The organism is Dyadobacter sp. HNCC25DJ183 (assembly GCF_056895175.1).
In genome coordinates, this window is record NZ_JBXHAP010000001.1 from 751,240 (window position 1) to 771,112 (window position 19,873).

Here is a 19,873-nt window from a genome sequence, read left to right on the forward strand (position 1 = left end):
GCGCCTGCAATCAGCTGAGGTTACTTTTTAGCGGCCCGTTTGTCCAGCTCCGCATCTACCGGTACCACTGTAGCAAGATGTTGTTTCGCTGCCGCAGACAGTTCTTCAATCACTTGCGGGTACTTACTGCCGATCTCGAATTTTTCGGATGGATCGTGTTCCAGGTTGTACAAAAGAGGCGGATTGTGCACTGCTGCGGGCTTCTGAGAGTAAGACGCATTGGTTTTAAAATGCAGCTTATAAGGTCCTTTCCTGATGGCGTACAGATCGTTATTCTCATAATAATAAACGATTTCCGCGCCTTTCCCGGACTTGGCTGTCAGGATATCGGCGATGTTACCGCCATCGAGCTGCGTATTTGCAGGTGCCTCTGCGCCGGCCCACTTCAATATCGTCGGATAGAGGTCCATTGAAGTGGTTACGGTAGACGAAACCTGGCTTTTTACAGTTCCTGGCATCCAGGCAATGGCGGGCACGCGCATTCCGCCCTCGTAGGTAGACCCTTTCGCTTCATAAAGCAGCCCCGATGAGCCGCCGTTTTCATCGATCAGACTTTTCATCAGCCAGGGACCATTGTCGCTGAGGAAGACGACGAATGTATTCTGGTCCAGTTTGAGTTCTTTCAGTTTGTTCAAAATCTGCCCGACGCTCCAATCCAGTTCTTCTACCACATCGCCATAAGGCCCGCGCTTGCTCTTTCCTGCAAAATCAGGCGAAGCGTGCAGCGGAACGTGAGGGAACGGACTGGCGTAATAGATGAAAAAGGGTTTGCTGCGGTTTTTGGTAATTAAATTGGTCACTTCGCTGGTAAACCTTTTTGTCAGCAGGTCCTGGTTTGGCTCGGTTTCCACTACTTTGGTGTCGCGGTACAAAGGCAATGCAGGATTGTCAGCAACAATCGGTTTTCCATTCGCATCGGTACGGAAAGACTCTTTGCCCATATCATTGGAATACGGAATGCCGAAGTACGAATCAAAGCCATAATTGGTCGGCAAAAACTCAGGCAGCGAGCCCAAATGCCATTTTCCAACGATTGCAGTCTGGTAACCTTTCCCTTTCAATGCTTTGGCCAGCGTTGTTTCGCGCAGGGGTAAGCCGCTGGTGGAATTGGCAAAAAAAACCTTGTTAGCCGCACTCGTCCCGAACACGCCGTTTCGGACAGGCAGCCGGCCGGTAAGCAATGCAGCCCTGCTGGGTGAGCAGACATTGGCCGCTACATAAAACTGCGTGAACCGCGTACCTTCCAGTGCCATTTTGTCCAGGTTCGGTGTACGGATCGTCGGGTGACCGTACACGCCCAGGTCACCATAACCCAGATCGTCGGCGAGAATGATAATGAAATTCGGCTGTTTCGATTTCTGGGCAAATGCGGCCGCTGAACTAAAAAACAGGGTAATCAGGAGTGAGTATATAGGATATCTTTTCATGATGATATGTTTTGTCTGATAAGCATTCAGCGCGTAGCGAGCTGGTCAGGCCACGCAGCCGGCTTTCCGGTTTTCTTGAAAACAGGTAATTGTGCGTTCCATTTTTTGAGCTGTGCGGTCAGCAATGCGGCTAGCTCCCTTGTTTTCGCAGGATTGGAAGCCGACAGGTCTTTTTGCTCGCCTATGTCGTTTTTGAGATTGTAGAGTTCCAGCTTCTGGTTCCGGTAGTCGTAAATGAGTTTCCAGTCGCCTTTGCGCAATGCGCTTGCAAAATGAATGTTGGGCCCCTCCTGCGCAATCCAGCGGTTGGGATGATGCCACACCAGCGCGCGCTGATCGTCCTTGAATGCAGGATTTTTCAAGATCGGCAAAAAGGACTTTCCGTCAACCTGCTGGATCAGTTCAGGACTTTTTACACCGGCTATTTCCAGTATGGTGGGGAAGAAATCTTCCACAATCACATACTGCGCCGCGGTAGTCTGCGGCTTCACCACACCCGGCCAGCGCACCAGCATTGGCTCGCGTATCCCCCCTTCATACACAGAACCTTTTCCCGCTTTGAGCGGCAGGTTGTGCGTCCACGCTTTGCCTCCGCGCTGCGGCTTGGTGCTCAGCCCGCCATTGTCGGACATAAACAGGATCACTGTGTTATCAGCCAGCTTTTGATCGTCCAGGTATTTCAGCAAATCCCCCAGGCTCTTGTCCATTCCCTCGATCAACCCGGCGTACTTCGCTTCCAGACTGTCCAAACCCAATTTCAAGTACTTGTCGACATAGCGTTTATCAGCATCCAGCGGCGTGTGTACCGCATAATGTGCGAGGTAAAGAAAGAACGGCTTCTTCTCCGAAACAGGCTTTTCCAAAGCCTTTATAGCTTCCATTGTAATTGCGTCACTCAGAAAAGTGCCGGTACCGTGGTAAGCTTCCAGGCCGGGTACCGCATTGCGGTTGGGCTTTCCATTGTTAGGTTTGTCATAATTGTTCTCGCCCAGATAACTCGCAGGGTGCCCGATCTCACTCCCCGCAATATTCACCTGAAAACCCAGATTAAGAGGATTTGAACCAGGCGTACCCTTCGAGCCGAAATGCGCCTTTCCGCTGTGGATCGTGTAATACCCATTTTCGCGCAAAACCACAGGCAATGCTGTTCCGTGAAAAGTATGCGGCACATTGGCTTCGGGACTGAAACCATTGATGTTCCAGTCGACGAACTGCATTGTCGTGTCTGCAAAATCGGTATTGGTGTTCTGGTTGGGCGAAGTCCAGTGTGTTACGCGGTGGTGCGCCGCATTCACTCCCGTGATGAGGCTCACGCGCGTGGGGGTACAAACGGGCATTGCATACGCATTGGTAAACTTCATTCCCTCCCGCGCCAGCCGCTCCATATTGGGTGTGTGGTAACGCTTGTTAAAGTCCGTTACCTTCTCCCAAAATGGCACAGAAGTATCCTGCCAGCCCATATCGTCCACCAGGAAGACCACAATGTTCGGCTTGGCAGTTTGAGCCGATACCGGTTTCGGTACCGACAAGGCTGTCAGTACCAAAACCATTGCAATGCAATTCAATAACTTATTTGTAACCTTCATTCTGTTTCAGGTTTGGATTACGGTCGATCTCGCTTTGCGGCAGCGGGAAAAGTACCTGGTGATCAAATGCAACCTTGCCCCGCGCCTTTGCCCATTCGATAAACTTGCCGTGACGGATTAGATCCTGGCGGCGCAGCTCTTCGGAAAAGAACTCCCACCCTCTTTCTTTCAGGATCTGCGCACGGAAAGCTTCTTTCGTCGGAAGCTGAGCCAGTGTCAATGCAGCCAGACCGGCTTTTACATGCACCTGATTGAGAAGGCCAAGCGCCTCCGCTGTCGGACCATTCAGCTCATTCAATGCCTCCGCCTTAGTTAAAAGGATATCTGCGTAACGTACTACCGGAAAATCGTTTCCCAAATCGGCGGCGGTTGCATTCAGGTCTTCTTCAAACTTGAAGCTCCTTTTGTCATCTTGTCCCAACACAATGTGCTTGCCGCTCAGGTCATCGTACTCCGTCAGGAACACCTGCCTGCGCTGGTCTTTGGGATCGAACGAATCGTAAAATGCAGAGAGCGTTTTCAGTTGCGTCGCGTAGTTGGCCTTGGGGTTACCCTTGAATTTGTAGCTGGGCGGCGCGGCGTGTGCCAGATAGTTGGTACCCAGGCCCGGCTGCGCAATGTGCGGCCGCACGTAAATGAACTCACTGTTCACCTCATTGGCCAGTTTGAACAAATCGGCGCGGTTAGCACTGTTAAACAAACTGTAAGTGTTCAGATCAATTACTTTCTGGGCTGTTTCGCTGGCTTTTGCCCATTCTTTATTATTAAGATAAAATTTGGCAAGAAATGCGAGCGCAGCGCCTTTGGTCGCCCTGCCATAATTTTTGGCTTTTACAGGAAGGATCTCACTTACTGCATTCAGCTCGTCCGTCACAAACCTGACGAACTCTTCTTTGGTAGCACGCGCCGGCCGGTCTTCACTGCTGCTGATACTACTGGTAATGAGCGGCGTTGGCCCGAAAAGATCATACAGATAGATGTATCCGCTGGCGCGCAGGAACCTGGCTTCGGCCACGATCTGCTTTTTCCTTTCCTCGTCCAGTTCTATTGCAGGCACATTGTCGATCACGAGATTGGCGCGGTAAATGCCACTGTAGTACCGCGTCCAGGCCACATCGAAAAATTCGTGGGAGGCATTCCAGGTAAAATCTTCCAGCGGCTGTGCCAGCCCGCGCAACCCGCCCTCCCGGATAATGAGCAGGTCGGTAGTGACTTCGGCCATCACAAAAATGTTCCGGAATCCGTCGGTACCCTGCTTTTGTTCCAGCGCATAAGCCGCATTCAGCAGCGCCTCAGCATCGTCGGCCGTTTTGAAAAAATTATTGGGACCGAATGAAGAAAAAACCTCTTCTTCCAGTGGCTTGTCGCAGCCTAAAACAGTGAGCAATAAAAAGATATATAGCATCTTTTTCATTTTTATCAATATCAAAGATTAATACTCAAACCGGCCGTGTAAGTACGCGAAAGCGGAAATGCATTGTAATCCGCACGCACATTGGAGGTTCCGAATGCACTCACTTCGGGATCGTAGCCCGTGTATTTCGTAATGGTAAACAGGTTCTGCCCGGTTATGTATATCTGCACATTGCGTACATATTTCCATTTGGCAGTCGGGAAGTTGTAGGTGAGCTGCAATGTTTTGAGGCGCAGGTAAGAGGCATCTTCCACCGCCCGGCTGTTCACATTACTCGTGTAAGCCACCGCGACGGGGACAGCAGAGGAGTTTTTATTCGTCGGATTGGTTGGCGTCCAGCGGTCGGTATAGGTTTCAAGCAGCCGGTTGCGCCGGAAAGAAATCGGGTTTTCAGACTCGGTCCGGTTCAGGTTAAACATCTTGCTGCCCTGCACCCCCTGGAAGAAAAACGACAGGTTGAAAGGTCCGTAAGTGAAATCGTTGTTCAGCCCGTAAGTGAATTTGGGAAACGGCGAACCGAGGATCGTCCGGTCCTGCGAGTTAATCGCCCCGTCGCCATTTACATCCCGGTACTTGTACTCACCCGGCCGCGACAAAGGCTGCGCCGAAGAGGCAATATCCTCACCAGTCTGGAAAACACCGTCAACAATGTAACCATAGTAGGCATTGAGCGGATCGCCTTTGCGGATGATCGTAAAATCGTTGGTGAAGCCCGCCGAGCCGCCCAGGATAAAAGGCAATGCGCCCAGATCGGTTACCTCGTTTTTAATGGTCGAGAAATTGGCCGCAGTCCGCCAGGTAAATGGCGCAGTAATGTTGATCGAATTCAGCCCCAGCTCAAATCCCGAGTTTTTCAGGCCGCCCACATTTTTGAATGTAGTGGTAAAACCCGTCGTACGCGGCACGGGAAGTTGCAGCAGCAGATCTTTGGTTTGCTTATGGAAATAGTCAATACTCCCTGTGAGCCTGTTATCCAGCACCCCGAAATCGATGCCCAAATCGAGCTGCGTGGTGGTTTCCCATTTCAGGTCCGGGTTGGGGAGCTGGGTAGTAGAGATACCTACATAGGGAGCGCCGTCAAAAATCGCCTGTCCCTGCGGGCCGAGCAGCACCAGCGATTTGTAGCTGCCGATATCCTGGTTGCCGGTTACCCCATAGCTTGCGCGGAATTTCAGATCAGTGACTGAGCGGACATTTTTGAGAAACAACTCGTCCTTGATGCGCCAGCCCAATGCAACAGAAGGGAAAACGCCGTATTTGTTATTGTCCCCAAACCTCGACGAACCGTCGGCGCGAATGGAGGCTGTGAGCAGGTATTTGTCAAAAAGATTATAGTTAATGCGGCCAAGGTAGGAAAGCAGCTGGTTTTTAGTGCGACCCGAACCAAGCGAAAATGTGCTTTGTGCACCGGCAGCAAGGTTATCCGTACCCAGCGCGTCGAGGGGGAAGTTTTGCGCCCCCGCCGTAAGTGAGCTTGTTTCAAATTCCTGGAAAGTGTACCCGCCAAGTATTTCAAGCTGGTTGTTTTTATCCAAAGCTTTACTGTAACGCGCTGTAACTTCGATCAGGTTATTGTAAGAATTGCTCGTGAGCACATTGGCAACGCCCCTGGTACCTTCTGCCCTTTTGGTAAGCCTGGAAGTGAAAATGTCGCGGCGCGAATCCTGGCGGTCTGTTCCGAAGTTGATTTTGGCAGATAGCGAAGGCAGGAAGAAGTACTCTGCAAATACACTCGCGAATGTGCGGTTGGTAGTGGCAAAATCGCTTACCTCGCTGGCCAGTCCCACGGGATTTTCGAGGTTAACGATCTGTGTCTGCGCCCAGGTACCATTTGCATTCCTGATCGGGAGCGTGGGATCCTGGAAAATAGCCGTGTTGATCACACCCGCGCTCTCATTGACGCTCACGCCATTTGGTACAAAATCATCCTTTACATTGCTGGAATTCAGACTGAGTCCGAACTTGAACTTTTCATCAGAATAATTCAGGTTGACGCGACCTACATACTTTTTGATCCCTGAGCTGATCACCACGCCTTTCTGGTCAAGGTAGTTCAGCGAAGCATAGTAATTGAATTTATCCTGCCCACCCGAGAAGCTCAGCTGATGGTTTTGAACAGACCCTTTTTGAAAAATCTCATCCTGCCAGTAAGTCCCCGCTCCTATTTGCGCGATCTGCTCGGCAGAGAACTCCGGTGCCTGTTTCTGGTCGGCGCGCAGGTCGTTGAGCAGACTCGTATACTGCTTTGCATTCAGCATCGGCACCCTTTTCGTCACTTCTGAAATACCGCCGGACAGCGCGTAATTCACATTCAATTTTCCCTTGGTCCCTTTTTTGGTGGTAATCAGAATAACCCCGTTCGCACCACGTGAGCCGTAGATCGCCGTCGCAGAAGCGTCTTTCAGGATTTCGACGGATTCAATATCATTGGGGTTCAATGCATTGAGCGGGTTGCGCGGAGCCTGTTCCGTGACCACCGTCGAGCTGGGTACCACCGAAGTGTTATTAATCGGCAGGCCGTCGATCACATACAAAGGTTCATTATTGGCATTGATGGAGTTGGCCCCACGAATGCGGATCGTTACCCCGCCGCCCGGCTCAGAGCTGGACTGGGTAACCTGTACCCCTGGCGAGCGCCCGGCAATCAGCTGGTCGACAGAGGTTTGTACCCCTTTGTTGAAATCCCTGCTATCCAGCGAGCTGACGGAGCCTGTCAGGTCACGCTTTTTCTGAGTGCCGTAGCCGACCACCACCAGCTCATTGAGCTGGCGCGTATCATCGCTCAGCTGCACATTGACCTGAGAACGGCGGCGCACAGGCACTTCCTGCGTCAGGTAACCAATGCCGGAGATTACCAGTACCGCCTCTTCACCGGCCTGGATTTCGAAAGTACCATCCGCATTGGTGGAAGTACCCGTAGTAGAACCTTTGATCAGAATATTGATCCCGGGCAATGCCGACTGGTCAGTGGAAGATGTAACCTTTCCTTTGACCAGGCTTTGTGTAAATCCCGGAAAAGCCAGCAGCAGCAAGCCCAGGGTCAACATGCTGAAAGGAGAAACACGCAAATGTTGAGACATAAGAATTGGATATAGTTTATGTAAATCGGAGCGCGAATTTACTTAAACTATTTAATCTACCAAGTTTGTAGATTATAAATTCTTATCTGAAATTTTCTGCGTTTCTGAGAGATCAGTGATGATTTGTGTTATTAAAGCAGCTGGTTAACTGCTGCGGAGCTTACCTTTTCTCCATTCGGACAACCTGGTGTTCGATCGGTTTGACGGTATTCAGATAGGCGAAGATCGCACTTAGGTCCTGCTCCTTCATGCCGCCGTACATTGTCCACGGCATAGGTGAGTTCAGGTCACCGTGTGCAACTTTTGGGGCAACATAATTGCTGTCTGCAAATGCTTTGAAGCGCGCAACGAAAGCCTCTCTGGTCCAGTTACCAATGCCGGTTTCCTTGTGCATGGTGATGTTCGGCGAGCGTACTACGCCATTCGGACTGCTAAACTCCATTCCGCCACCGAACTCTGTGCCCGGCACTACACTTCCTTTTTCAGTTTTGCTGTGGCAATCCACGCATCCTGTTGCGGTAATAAGGTATTTGCCGTAGGCAACCTGGTCGGTTTCGGCGGGCCGCTTCGTAAATGCAGCTTTCTGGGGCATGGTGTTAATCAAAAAATTAACCGGAAAATCGGGCTCGGATTCCGGCACATCATTCTTGATCGGCGCCAGTCCACGGATGTAGGCGATCACCGAATAGATATCCTCCTGGTCCAGCTGTCCGAACCGGTGGTAACCCATTACAGGAAACAGCGCCTTTCCATCCTTGTTCACACCAGTGGTAACGGCACGGAAGATTTCTCCGTCCGTCCAGCTGGCCAGTGTGTAGGGTGTGATATTAGGTGCAAAAAACTTACCCGGGAATCCCATTTCCTGCGTAAAAGCTTCTCCGCCCCCACCGAGACCGCCCGATAGCGGCCCTGCGTACCGCGACCAGTCGCGGGTACTGTGGCAATCCATACAAACAGTTACATGGTTGGCGAGGTACTTGCCCCTTTCAATGCGAGCTGGTGTCAGTTCTACTTTCAAGTCAGGAGCGGGACCGGTATCAGGTAATGCGGCTTTAACGTAAATCATAGCGGCGACAACAACTATCACCAGTCCGGCGAGGATCTTACCTGTAATTTTCAATGCTTTCATGTAACTGTCAGATGTTCGTTTAGGCAGCTGAACTTGCCGGTCCGTGCGGATTTGTCACTGTACAGCCAGCAGGTTTCGTCACCCGCAGCCTGCCCAGCGCGTCCGTACATCATGGAAGTTCAGTGTGGTGGTTGAAAAAAGTTGAGTAAAAAAGGAATAACGTTGAGTAAAAAATTGGTTCAGAGCTACTTAATCCGGAAGTAACCAGGTAAACAGCCTGCCTGAATGTCGTTGCAACTTGTGGGGACAAAACAAAGCATGCTGTAAGCAAGGCGCAATAGCAAATTCTTGCTATATCCACCATTTCAGGCAGGTTTTGGCAGGTAATTTGTCGTCTTTTTTAAATCTTCCTCTCAACTCCGTTCTTCATTGCATGCTGCGTAATTTGGTTTTGTTTGCTCACCTGTTATTTCGGAGCAAAATTTGGGTTTTCACTCTGATTGTCTTTCTGGTACATTCTGGCATAATCACCTGTCCGGCGCAGGGGCCTCAAACGCGCGTGAACATTCAGCTGCTTGGCCCTGAGCAAGGGTTGCCCAGCAGGAATACACGCTGCCTGGCGGAGGATGGGCGCGGGTTTATTTGGGTGGCAACCGGGCAGGAACTGTGGCGTTACGACGGGTACACATTTCAAAATTTTACCTCTCTCCTCACCCGCTCGATTGGTGGCGGCACGCTGATCAACCAAATGCGGACCGGCGCCCGCGGGGATATCTGGCTCGCGCATAACAATGGCGTCAGTGTGATTGACCCTGTGAATCTGCGCTGCACGACCATTGATCCTTCCAGCAATCTGAAAGGAGCGGGTACCAGGCAAAATCTTGATATTTTCTTCGACAATAACCAGGACACGTGGACGGCGATACCAGGTGGCAAGCTCGTGAAGATCAGCAAAAAGCGCGTGCCGGTCGCATTGTATACGCCGCCGGCCGGCCCTGGACATTCGCCTGCATTCGAGTCACAGGTAACCAGGCTCTTTTTTGATAAACAAAACAATGGATATGCATTTACAGGCAGTACATTCCTCGATAAGGTAGATGCGAATGCGCGACTCATCCGGCGGATCAACCTGTTGGATAAAGCGCAGTTGAACAGTGATATCGTAATTTCCAGCCTCGTGCAGTTTGCCCCCGGGGAGCTGACTATTTATTATGAGAAAAAAGGCGGTAAGGATCCATTTTCGCGCAAATACGTGTTCGAAACACAACAGCTTGGTCCGGCTACTGCAATTGACACGCCTTTAATTCCCGACTATATCGGTCACGATTCAAGAGGTTACAGCTGGTACAAAGCCTCTGAGAACATTGGTTTTTTGAACAAAAAAACAGGCAAGTTCACCGACCTGACTTCCCAGCTGCAGCAGAAATCCGGTGCTACCAGCTACTTTTTTGCCGCTTACCTCAGCTCCGATGACAGCTTCTGGATCTCGTGCGTAGACGGACTTTTCAAGATCACGCTGACCGAGGAGATTTTCCGGAAATACCTCAATGTACCCCTGGAAAAGCCAGGCGATATCGGCAGCAGCATCCGCGGTATTACAGAAGACGATTCAGGAAAAATATGGGTATGTTCCTACGGTTTCAATCGTGATGGAAGAACGTATTTACTTCACCAGATTGATCCGGTAACTGGAATGCGCCGCCATATGGCGCTTCACCGGCCGAGTAATCTGCCCGGCGACAATGTAATTCCCTATAAAGTGCTCTTTGCACAAGACCAGGTTTATGCAGTGACTGACGGTACCCAGTTTATTAAAATCGATCCTGCAACAGAGGTCTATTACCCGGTTGCATTCCCCGCAGTAAGCGGCCGCGGTTTTACTACTTTTTACAAACTGAATGAACATACGCTCTGGATGGGAACCTGGGGCGGCATGGCGACGATAGATACCCGCGACCTGAAACCCGTTTTGCTCAACGACAAAGCAGGCGCCTACATCAAGAATGTGAGGGTTAACCATTTTATGGCTTGGAAAGACGGCAGCATTCTGGTGAGTACCACGAATGGTTTGTATGTGATTAACAAGAATGCAACTGTCCGCGAGCATTTCGGACAGAATCCGAAAGACAAGATCCAGCTTCCCGCCTTGCAGATATTCCACACGATCTGGCATGAAAATGCATTATGGGCTTCTTCCGGCCAGGGTTTGATCCGCATTGATCCGGTTCTGAAAAAGGCGCGGCTTTTTACTATGCAGGACGGTCTGCCTGATAACAACATTTACGCAGCCCTGCCCGACACGCGCGGTAATCTCTGGCTGAGCACGAACAAAGGTCTCTCGCGTTTCAACATCCGCACACAGAAGTTTTACAACTACAGTACCAGCGACGGACTTCCGCACATGGAGTTCAACCACGGGTCTTACCTGAAATCTCGGGATGGTACATTGTACTTTGGCGGATTAAACGGGATCGTCGCATTCGATCCCGCGCGCATTGACCTCAGTGCCCGTAAAGAACGTCCGTTGCAGCTGATCTCCTATTCCAAATACAATGCAGACCGAAACCGTACCGACACTGTAACCAACCATCGCCCCGGCAGCGAGATCGTGTTCAACCCCGGCGACCGCCTTTTTGCATTCTCATTCATGAGCCCCGATTACCAGAATACCGCGCGCAACCGCTTTCGCTACAAACTGGAAGGCTGGGACGATGACCGCTGGCAGATTTTTGAAAACGGGAACAAACTACTGCTGAACAGTTTGCCGGCAGGGAACTACAAGCTCCGGGTACAGGTATCCGCAGCAGGCGCTGACTGGAGTAGCCAGGAGTGGCAGGTACCTCTCAGGGTGATTGCGCCCTGGTATAAATCGGTGTGGTTTTACCTGCTGAGCATGCTTTCCATCGGGCTGGTACTCTATCTTTTTTACCGTTATCGCCTGCGACAGATCCTGCAAATACAGCAGATCCGCAACGGGATCAGCGCCGATATGCACGACGAGATCGGCAGCACGCTCAGCAGCATTACCTTTTACAGCCAGGCGCTGTTGATGCAAATGGAAAAACCTGAGCACCAGCAGGTGGTACAAAAGATCAAAAACAATGCACAGCAGGTGCAGGAAGGGCTCAGTGACATTGTGTGGAGCGTAAAAGCGGGCAGTGACGAGATCGAAGATGTATTTGCCCGCATGTTCCAGTTTGGCAGCGCGCTGGCGGAGTCCAAACAAATTGCATTCCATTTTGAAACAGATCCAAGGCTCGAAAACATGAAACTGGATATGCAGAAGCGCAAAAACCTGTATCTGATCTTCAAAGAGGCACTCAACAACGCAGCCAAGTACGCCGCTTGCACGAGTATGCGCGTGGTCGTCAGACAGGAAGAGAACCAGGTCAAAATGGTGATTGAAGACAATGGAAAAGGATTTGATCAAAAATCCGCGAAGCGCGGCAATGGGCTCGCAAACATGCAGCAGCGCGCATTACAGATCAAGGGGCAACTGACAATAGAGTCGGCAGCAGAGCAGGGAACTGTAATCACCCTGATTTTTTGAGAAGGTTGCAATAACAAATATTTGCTATATCATCCCAGGCATTGATCCCGTAATTTTGCACGATGGCTTCAAGGATCATTATTTTCGACGATAACCAGGAACGGTTGAGCAGCGTGGCAATGCTGCTTAACCTGTCCGGCGATTTTACATGTACAGGCACTTTTCCCAATGCAGTCAACCTGGTTGCAGATATTACAGCTTCCAAACCCGACCTTGTACTGATGGATATTGACATGCCAGGCATGGACGGGATCGAGGCAACTCGGCTTGTCAGAAAGCATTTCGGTGCTTTGCCGGTATTGATCCAGACCAACTTCGAAGACGACGAACGAATTTTTGAAAGCCTGAGGGCTGGCGCAAATGGGTACCTGCTCAAAAAAACAAGTCCGGAGCGGTTTTTAGAAAGCTTAACAGAGGCACTTGAAGGCGGCGCTCCGATGACGGGCAGCATTGCCGCCAGGGTACTCAGGTATTTCTCGGCAGAGTCCACAGCCAAAAAGGACTACCACCTGACCGAACGTGAAAAGAACATACTGAGCTTTCTGGTTAAAGGGTACAGCTACAAGCTGATCGCTTCCGAATGCCGCATTACCTATAATACTGTGAATAACCACATCCGCAATATTTACGACAAGCTGTATGTGAACAGCGCTACGGAGGCCGTCAGTCTGGCCATCAAAGAGCGGCTGGTGTAGCTACCGGCTTACCTGTCGATTACCGTTCCCACCGAATAGTACAGCTGTGCGACTGCCTTCTGGTAGCCCGCCACAAGCTCCGCCAGCTTGATCTTCATATCAATCAGCTTCGTTTCCCTGCTGTTGATCAGGAACAATGTACTTTCCCCAAGGTCAAATTTGGCCAGTTCGCCATTAAGAAGTATCTGCTGGTTATCGATGCTTTTGGACTGAATGACCAACTGTGATTCGTAAGCTTGCAGGCTGTTGAAGGAGCTCAGGATCTTGGTGTTGATCTCCCGGCCCGTTTGCTGAACATCGTATTGCAGCGCGCGTTGTTTTACTTTGATCTCATTCAGCTTTCCTCTCTGGCTGCGCAAGAATAGCGGAAAGGAAAAATCGACCCCAAGCTTATAGTTGCTCCATTGAAAATCATAATATTCAGGAACATAAGAGCCAAAATCGGTTCTGGTGGTAATAAGCGAGGCGCTCACGTTGAGCTTGGGTTTCAGCATTTCCCTGCGGTAGTTTCTTTCGAGTTGAAGCTGCAAACCTTTATTTTTCAGCAACAGCAGCTCAGGATGCGAGGTGGCTGCATTGCTGATCAGTGTTTCCAGCTGGTTTTTGTAAAAATCCGCACCCGGCTGTTCTGTATCCTGCGGGACGGAATTTTCCGGTAATTCCAGCGGCTCTTCGCGCTCATTCCACAAATGGTTTGACATTACCAGACGCGAGTTATTCAGCTCCACGCGGATCTTTTCAAGCTGCAGGCTGCGCTCCTGATAGGTAATGGCTGCTTCTACGGAATCAATGGCTGGCTTATCGCCGATCAGTACCTGATTTTTGACAAACAGAAACCGTCTCAAAGCCAGGTCGGTACCTTCCCGGATCAATGTAAACTGACGGTATGCATAAAACCAGTCCCAGTAATCTTTCACGGCTTCATACCACACCAGGTTGATCTGCTTGATCTTTTCTGCCTCGGCATAGCCGACCATTACCCTGGCCTGCCGCAATGTATTCCGGCGCGCATCGATCAGGAAACCCTGGCCGATCGGAACACTCAGCCCCACCCCGGCAAGTCCCGGCTGGGCTGTGCGCGTTTCGGGATTGGTGTAAGCACCTACATTGCGGTCGTAACCGATTTTCAAGTCTGCTCCTGCCAGCCAGAGCGGCACTTTGAGCTCGTTGGACCAGTTGTTATAATAGTCGGTACCACCGAAGGTTTTTCTACCAAAATAGCTTTTGAGGTTGGGGTCAAAATCACCCCACGCTTGCTGCACTTTCGTCCTGGCCTCTTCGCCGAGCAATCCCGCCTGCTTTACAACAGGGTGATTGGCCAGAACGATCTGCTCAAAATCCTTCAATGCAAATACCCGCGCATTTTCGGGAATGGTATCGTTCTGAGCGTGGCCTGTTACCTGAAAGGCAACAAGCGCCAGCAGCAGGAAGATCAATCGCTCCCCTTTTATTAAGTAATCCATGTTCAACAATGTTACGGCCACTCTCTTTTTCATCACTTCGCTCCTACCTGCACATCCGGCTCCTTCTGCAAGCTCGGCGGGAATCCGTTAAGCAACCGCCATATCTCGTACCAAAGCGGAACAGACCGCAGGATCACGCGCCCGTAAACACCCGAACCCTGCCGCAGCTGCTTGGGCCAGGGCTGGTCTTTTTCCGGGACCGGATCGGCCGGCTTCACCAGAAGCCGGTATTTCCCACCTTCGCTGCTTACCAGGTCAATCACCGATACTGTACCCGCGAAAGTTCCGACTGCTACTGACGGCCAGCCTGAAAACTGTACCGAAGGCCAGCCTTCAAACTGCAAACGCACGTCGCTGTTGTTCAGGATCAGCGGCACATCCATTGCATCCACGTAAATCTCGGCTGCCACCAAAGGCGCATCAGGTTGAAGTGTGGCAATGGATTCGCCTTCCTTGATATTTTCGCCAATACCCGCTTTCAGCGTTTTGACTACAAATCCATTCTGCGGCGCACGTACCACGTACAGCCCGCGGCGAATATTGATATTGGATATCTCGTTCCGAAGCTTGGCTATTTCGCCCTGCGCGCTTACCCTGCTCGACAATGCCGAGCTCAGGTCCGACTGTGCTTTCGCCAGCGACTGATCGTACTCTGCCTTGATGTTATCTAGGTCGATCTGCGCATTGCGCAGTGACTGAATGGAGTTGTTCAGCTTGTTCTGCTGGCTGATCACTTTGGCATTATCCTCCTGCAACTTCAATCTTCTTGATTCAATGTCAGTAAGCGAAAAGAGCCCGTTCTGATAACCGGCTTCATACCGCGCCAATCGTGACTTCGCTATTTCGTAAAAACGCCGCACTGCTACCAGGTCGGCGCTGTCGATGGTCACGTAGTTTTCTGCCTGGCGTACCTTGTTGCGCGCCGCATTCAGCTTGATCGACAGTGCTGTGGTAAGCGCGCGCATTTGTGCGTTGGTCGCTTCCATTTTCTGTGCAGCTGCATCTTCACTGCCTTTTTTGGCAGACAGCTGCTCCTGTAAACGCACCGGCAGTTCAGGATCGAAGTACGACTGGCTGGTTTCGGAAATTACCAGGATAGTATCTCCCTTTTTCACCTGCTGACCTTCCCTTACCGCCCAATGCTCAATGCGACCGCCAATCTGGTTTTGTACAGTTTGTGGCCGGTCTTCCGGCCGCAATGCAGTCACGTAGCCGCGGCCCGGGATGGTTTGCCGCCACGGCAGAAACAGCACGATGATAAATACCAGCAGCAGGCCGATCATGATCTTGCCCAATGCTTTCGGAGCGCGGGTGGTCAGGATCTGTTCCCGGGAGTGTACTCCCATTTCTTCCCACCGGTTTTGTTCGAGCATTTCGTTAGCCATGTCTCACCTCACTTTCTTCAAGTTCAAGATCTGTAACAACAGCAAGCTTCTCGCTACCAGTTACCATATCAAAGAGTGTATTCAGATTGGTCATGAATTTTTCAACTGCGTAGCTGATTTGCACGATGATCACCTCGGCGGCTACAAATTGCCCGAGTGTCATTTGTCTTTCAATTACGTAATGTGAACCTAAAAGCAGGAGCCCTCCCATTAACGCAGTCCGCAATGCTACCGAACTCGCAAAAAACTTCCGGAGAATCCTGAAATGCTCATTCCTGGCCCGGAGGTACCTGGAAGTAAGCTTGTCTGTTTCCATGATCACCTTGCTCAGCTGAGCAGGCTGGTTGCGGTACCGGTCCAGGTCTGCCGCGACGGATTCGAGATAAGCCACCACCTCATACTTGTACTCCGATTCCTCAATGCTCGTCATCAGGCCCTGCTTGTAGAATAGCCCTAGCATGAGCAGGATTACCAGCACGGTTATCACACCAAAAACGATAAACACAGGGTGGTAAAAGGAAAGCAGTATCGCCGCAAAAAAGATCTGCACCGTAGATGCGACCACGTCGACGAGGAGCTTTGTAAGTCCTTTCTGAATGGTAGTGACGTCAAAAAACCGGTTGACCAGTTCCGGAGGATATTCACCTTCCAGCTCCGATTTTTTGATCCTCGGAAAGCGATAGGCAAATTCCAGGGCGGCTCTTGTGAAGATTTTCTGTTCAAGTACCTCCACGAGCGTCAACTGGGCGATCAGCAAACTTCCGCCGACAATCACGCCCAGGAGCACCATACCGATCAATATATACGTAGAACTGAATAATGCGCCATTGGACAAGAAGTTAAAAACGGCTGTTGTACCCAGTGGCAAAGTGAGCCCGATAAGTCCAATCAGAATGGCGTAAATGAAAATGAAATTGATTGTCGATCTTTCAACATAAAGCATTCCCACTAATCTCTCCCAGGCAGTGGGAGCTTCGACATGATGTCCCTTCTTCATTAATCTAATATTCGTTTAACATGGTTTTCCAGCTTCCCATTTTACCTGTTCACGGCAGAAGACTGACGAGGAGCTTTACTCTCATAAAGCCGGGTTAATAGATCATTCCCGATAAACGGAACCAAAAAATATGCCAAAAGTCAGTTTGTCAGGTTCTTTTCTCAGATGCATCCAAGATTTTCGGCTCATAACCCAACGAAGGCAGGGGTGCGTCAGGGCAATGTCAGTCTGGTTATACCTGGCAGACCTGCGGCATTCTTACTCAGCGACCGGTTACAATCGCCAGGTTTGTAGAAGCTGTGTGTAACTGATTATACAGTTTCAGGCTACAACCTCAAAAGTGGTTCTTGCCTGAATCCCTGCAAACCAAAGCAACCCGGCACAGGGTACCGGGTTGCTTTTAAGATAGAATTCGGATTTACTAAAAATCAGTTGACCTGCTCACATCTTCAAATGTGGCCAGATCATGCTGAACAGCCTCGATTTTGCTGTGCGCCATTGCGAGTGCGTCGGAGCCCAGGAACAGGTGCAACGGCCGGCTTTCCATTGCTGCCACTTGGATCAATGCGGCGGCAGCTTTTTCTGGGTCGCCCGGTTGGTTTCCTATGATCTGATCATTGTGCAGTACTTCCAGGTCACGGGCTTCCTTATAGGCGGCGATCGGGCTGGCGGCTGTCCGCAGCGAACCCTGCAACAGGAAGTTGGTTTTGAAATAACCCGGATACACCACTGTCGCTGTTACCCCCAGCGAAGCCGCTTCTGCCGAGAGCGCTTCGGTAAACCCGGCGACTGCAAACTTGGTCGCATTGTAAATCCCCCAACCCGGAAATGTACCCAGGTAACCGGCAATAGATGAGATGTTGAAAAATGCACCTGACTTCTTGTCACGAAAGTGCGGCATGACGTGACGGATCACATTCAGCGAGCCGAACACATTGACATCGAAGTTCTTGCGGGCTTCCTCGTCGGTAAGCTCTTCCAGGGTGCCGAGCTGTCCGTACCCAGCATTGTTGACCACCACATCAATGCCGCCCAGCTTGCTGATGATCTCGGCTACGGCTGCTTGCACAGCAGCGTTGTCTGTGAGGTCTACCTCCAAAGGCAAAAAATCACTTCCTTGATATCCCGCTTCTGCGCGCAGTGCGGCTACATCCCTCGAAGTAGCAGCTACCTTATAGCCTTCGCGCAACAGATTTTTTACCAGTGTTAAACCCAATCCTTTTGAGGCTCCTGTAACGAACCATACCTTTTGTGTTTCCATGCTTGTGAGTTGTTAATTTGTATGACACAAAGTTGCTCACAAGCTTCGGAGAGGCACTTATTCGGATCACAGGTGAATTTGCGACTTTCAAATATGGACCGGCACAAACGTACTTTTCCTGAAAGCAGAAGGCGAAGTATTCGTTTTTTTCCGGAAAAATGAGGTAAAAGCCGCCTGACCAGAAAAACCCAGCCCGTCGCTGATCTCGTTGATCCCCCAGTCGGTTTGCACCAGCAGGGACTTGGCTTCGTGCAGCAAACGGTCCTGAATATGCTCCCGCAAAGTTTTTCCTGTCTGGCTTTTCACCAATGCATTCAGGTAGTTGGGATGTACCTGCAATTCGTCCGCAAACTCGGCCGCAGTTTTCAGTCTGGCATACGAACTTCGTTCTTCCACCTGGAATGCGGATTCGAGCAGTGACAAAAAACGATAGATATGCCCATAACCCTCGGGAGTTGGAGCGGTAGCCCTGTTCTTTCCGGCCCGCTGACTTTCCAGGAGCAGCATCTGCAAATGGAGCAAAATAGCCTGCTTCTTGTCTTCACTGCTGCCCTGCTCTTCTCTCAGCATGGTTTTAAAGTAGCCGTCAATCCGGTCAGACTGCTCGTCTGTGAGCTGAATAACCGCTTTGTCGCTGGCGAAATACGGATATTGCCGGAACAGCTGCAGCACATGATCTGCTTCGCGACCGAAGTAGCCGGGGTGAATGAGACAGAAATGCCCGCCCGTTTCGCTGGAAGTAGTTTGCCACGACATGATCTCGTCGGGATGAAGGAATGCGATTTCATTCGGCCCCATTTCATATCTGTGCAACCCAATCGTGAGCACACCGGTACCGGAAGTCATGTGAAATATCTTGTAAAACTTCCTGCGATGCGGCGATATGTAGTTCCTGACGGGATAGTTGTCTCGGTTTTCTATTACAAAAAAGCTGGAATCAACGGGGTAATGCGTCACGTCAAGCATAGGCACTTCGTAGCTGTCCTGCGCAAAAGCTTCGAGTTCAAGCCGGGGGATCGTTGCGTTTTCCATTTGTGTTGACAATTTTGCTTTGTCCAAATATAACAGCCGCCCGAACTGATACAAAATGCGCTGGCCGGTTCATTTTACACCTGCTGCACCTGCGTTGGAGCGACTCCGTATTTCTTTTTGAATGCAAATGAGAAATGGGAAAGGTCTTCAAAACCTACTTCCAGGAACACTTCAATCGGCTTCTTCTTTTGCTGCGCCAATTGGTAATGTGCCAGTTCGAGCCGCTTTTCGGTAAGCCATTTCTGGGGTGTCACATTGAATATCCGTTTAAAGTCACGGTTGAAGGTCGACAAGCTCCTTCCGGTGAGGTAACCCAGCTTTTCCATTGACATATTGAACATAAAATTGCGCTGCATGAAGTCAACCAGGTCAACCTTACCGGGATCGTCAAAATTGGCCAGCACACTGTCTACATTCCTGTCGATCTCGCGCAGGATCGTGATCGCCTCGGTGATTTTGAGCGAGGCGATCGTCTCCGGAAATTCACCTTTCACATCAAAGTAAGGTATCAGGGAAGTCAGGCAGCTTTCGAGCAATGGATGGTTGTTGAAGCTGAATATTTTCTGGTCAGGAACTGCGTGGCGTCTTACTTCCACTTTGTCATAAAACGCCCTGAGCCGGCTGGTCGACAAATGCATGACCACCGTTTTATGGGGTAAGCCGTTTTTGGGATAGTTCACAATCGTCGCCAGCTGGTTTCTGGGGATCAGGAAAATGTCCCCTGTCCGGAAATAGTAAGTTGCATCTGCCTGAATGATCTTGGTTTCTCCCGAAATAAACCAGATCAGCATATGATCGTCAAACATCAGGTCCGACTTGAAAAGCTTGTCGTCGTAGCTGGAAAGTTTGATTTCTTTTGTCAGGTATTTTGAAATGTGTTCCATAAAAACGGGCTTTCCGCCGGCCAGACTTAA

Annotated in this window: 13 protein-coding genes; 2 read left to right on the forward strand and 11 right to left on the reverse strand. The window is 50.5% G+C overall.

What is annotated here, in order from left to right:
• Positions 1–20: 20 nt before the first annotated feature.
• The 5 genes from AC1XTG_RS03040 to AC1XTG_RS03060 form a co-directional block, all read right to left on the reverse strand.
• Positions 21–1,427: a sulfatase family protein gene (locus tag AC1XTG_RS03040; protein ID WP_484840967.1), complete on the reverse strand. Its 1,407-nt coding sequence runs from the start codon at positions 1,425–1,427 to the stop codon at positions 21–23.
• Positions 1,428–1,453: 26 nt separating this feature from the next.
• A complete protein-coding gene (locus tag AC1XTG_RS03045; RefSeq protein ID WP_484840968.1) occupies positions 1,454–3,013 on the reverse strand; it encodes a sulfatase in 1,560 nt (519 codons plus the stop codon).
• Entirely contained in the window at positions 2,997–4,427 is a 1,431-nt protein-coding gene (locus AC1XTG_RS03050; protein WP_484840969.1) for a RagB/SusD family nutrient uptake outer membrane protein, read from the reverse strand. Before AC1XTG_RS03050 ends, AC1XTG_RS03045 begins: the two co-directional genes overlap by 17 nt.
• Positions 4,428–4,438: 11 nt before the next feature.
• Positions 4,439–7,507: a SusC/RagA family TonB-linked outer membrane protein gene (locus AC1XTG_RS03055; RefSeq protein WP_082489246.1), complete on the reverse strand. Its 3,069-nt coding sequence runs from the start codon at positions 7,505–7,507 to the stop codon at positions 4,439–4,441.
• Between the two features lie 160 nt (positions 7,508–7,667).
• Complete coding sequence (locus AC1XTG_RS03060; RefSeq protein WP_484840970.1) at positions 7,668–8,636, reverse strand: c-type cytochrome; 969 nt, start codon at positions 8,634–8,636, stop codon at positions 7,668–7,670.
• Between the two features lie 499 nt (positions 8,637–9,135).
• On the opposite strand from AC1XTG_RS03060, the gene AC1XTG_RS03065 reads away from it, so the two are divergent.
• A complete protein-coding gene (locus AC1XTG_RS03065) occupies positions 9,136–12,126 on the forward strand; it encodes a sensor histidine kinase (RefSeq protein WP_484840971.1) in 2,991 nt (996 codons plus the stop codon).
• A 62-nt stretch (positions 12,127–12,188) separates the two neighbouring features.
• Positions 12,189–12,821: a response regulator gene (locus AC1XTG_RS03070; RefSeq protein WP_484840972.1), complete on the forward strand. Its 633-nt coding sequence runs from the start codon at positions 12,189–12,191 to the stop codon at positions 12,819–12,821.
• 8 nt (positions 12,822–12,829) lie between these two features.
• Here AC1XTG_RS03070 and AC1XTG_RS03075 read toward each other — a convergent pair whose 3' ends face one another.
• The 6 genes from AC1XTG_RS03075 to AC1XTG_RS03100 all read right to left on the reverse strand — a co-directional run bounded on the left by AC1XTG_RS03075 (position 12,830) and on the right by AC1XTG_RS03100 (position 19,843).
• Positions 12,830–14,284 (reverse strand): TolC family protein, encoded by a 1,455-nt coding sequence (locus tag AC1XTG_RS03075; RefSeq protein WP_484840973.1) that lies wholly within the window; start codon positions 14,282–14,284, stop codon positions 12,830–12,832.
• Positions 14,285–14,316: 32 nt separating this feature from the next.
• Positions 14,317–15,669, reverse strand: a complete 1,353-nt coding sequence (locus AC1XTG_RS03080) for an HlyD family secretion protein (RefSeq protein ID WP_484840974.1) — start codon at positions 15,667–15,669, stop codon at positions 14,317–14,319.
• Complete coding sequence (locus AC1XTG_RS03085; RefSeq protein WP_056287088.1) at positions 15,662–16,666, reverse strand: ATP-binding cassette domain-containing protein; 1,005 nt, start codon at positions 16,664–16,666, stop codon at positions 15,662–15,664. The genes AC1XTG_RS03080 and AC1XTG_RS03085 overlap by 8 nt, the downstream gene beginning before the upstream one ends.
• 421 nt (positions 16,667–17,087) lie before the next feature.
• A complete protein-coding gene (locus tag AC1XTG_RS03090; protein WP_484840975.1) occupies positions 17,088–17,927 on the reverse strand; it encodes an SDR family NAD(P)-dependent oxidoreductase in 840 nt (279 codons plus the stop codon).
• Between the two features lie 87 nt (positions 17,928–18,014).
• Positions 18,015–18,959, reverse strand: a complete 945-nt coding sequence (locus tag AC1XTG_RS03095) for a helix-turn-helix domain-containing protein (protein WP_484840976.1) — start codon at positions 18,957–18,959, stop codon at positions 18,015–18,017.
• Between the two features lie 74 nt (positions 18,960–19,033).
• A complete protein-coding gene (locus AC1XTG_RS03100; protein ID WP_484840977.1) occupies positions 19,034–19,843 on the reverse strand; it encodes a helix-turn-helix domain-containing protein in 810 nt (269 codons plus the stop codon).
• Between the last annotated feature and the right edge of the window lie 30 nt (positions 19,844–19,873).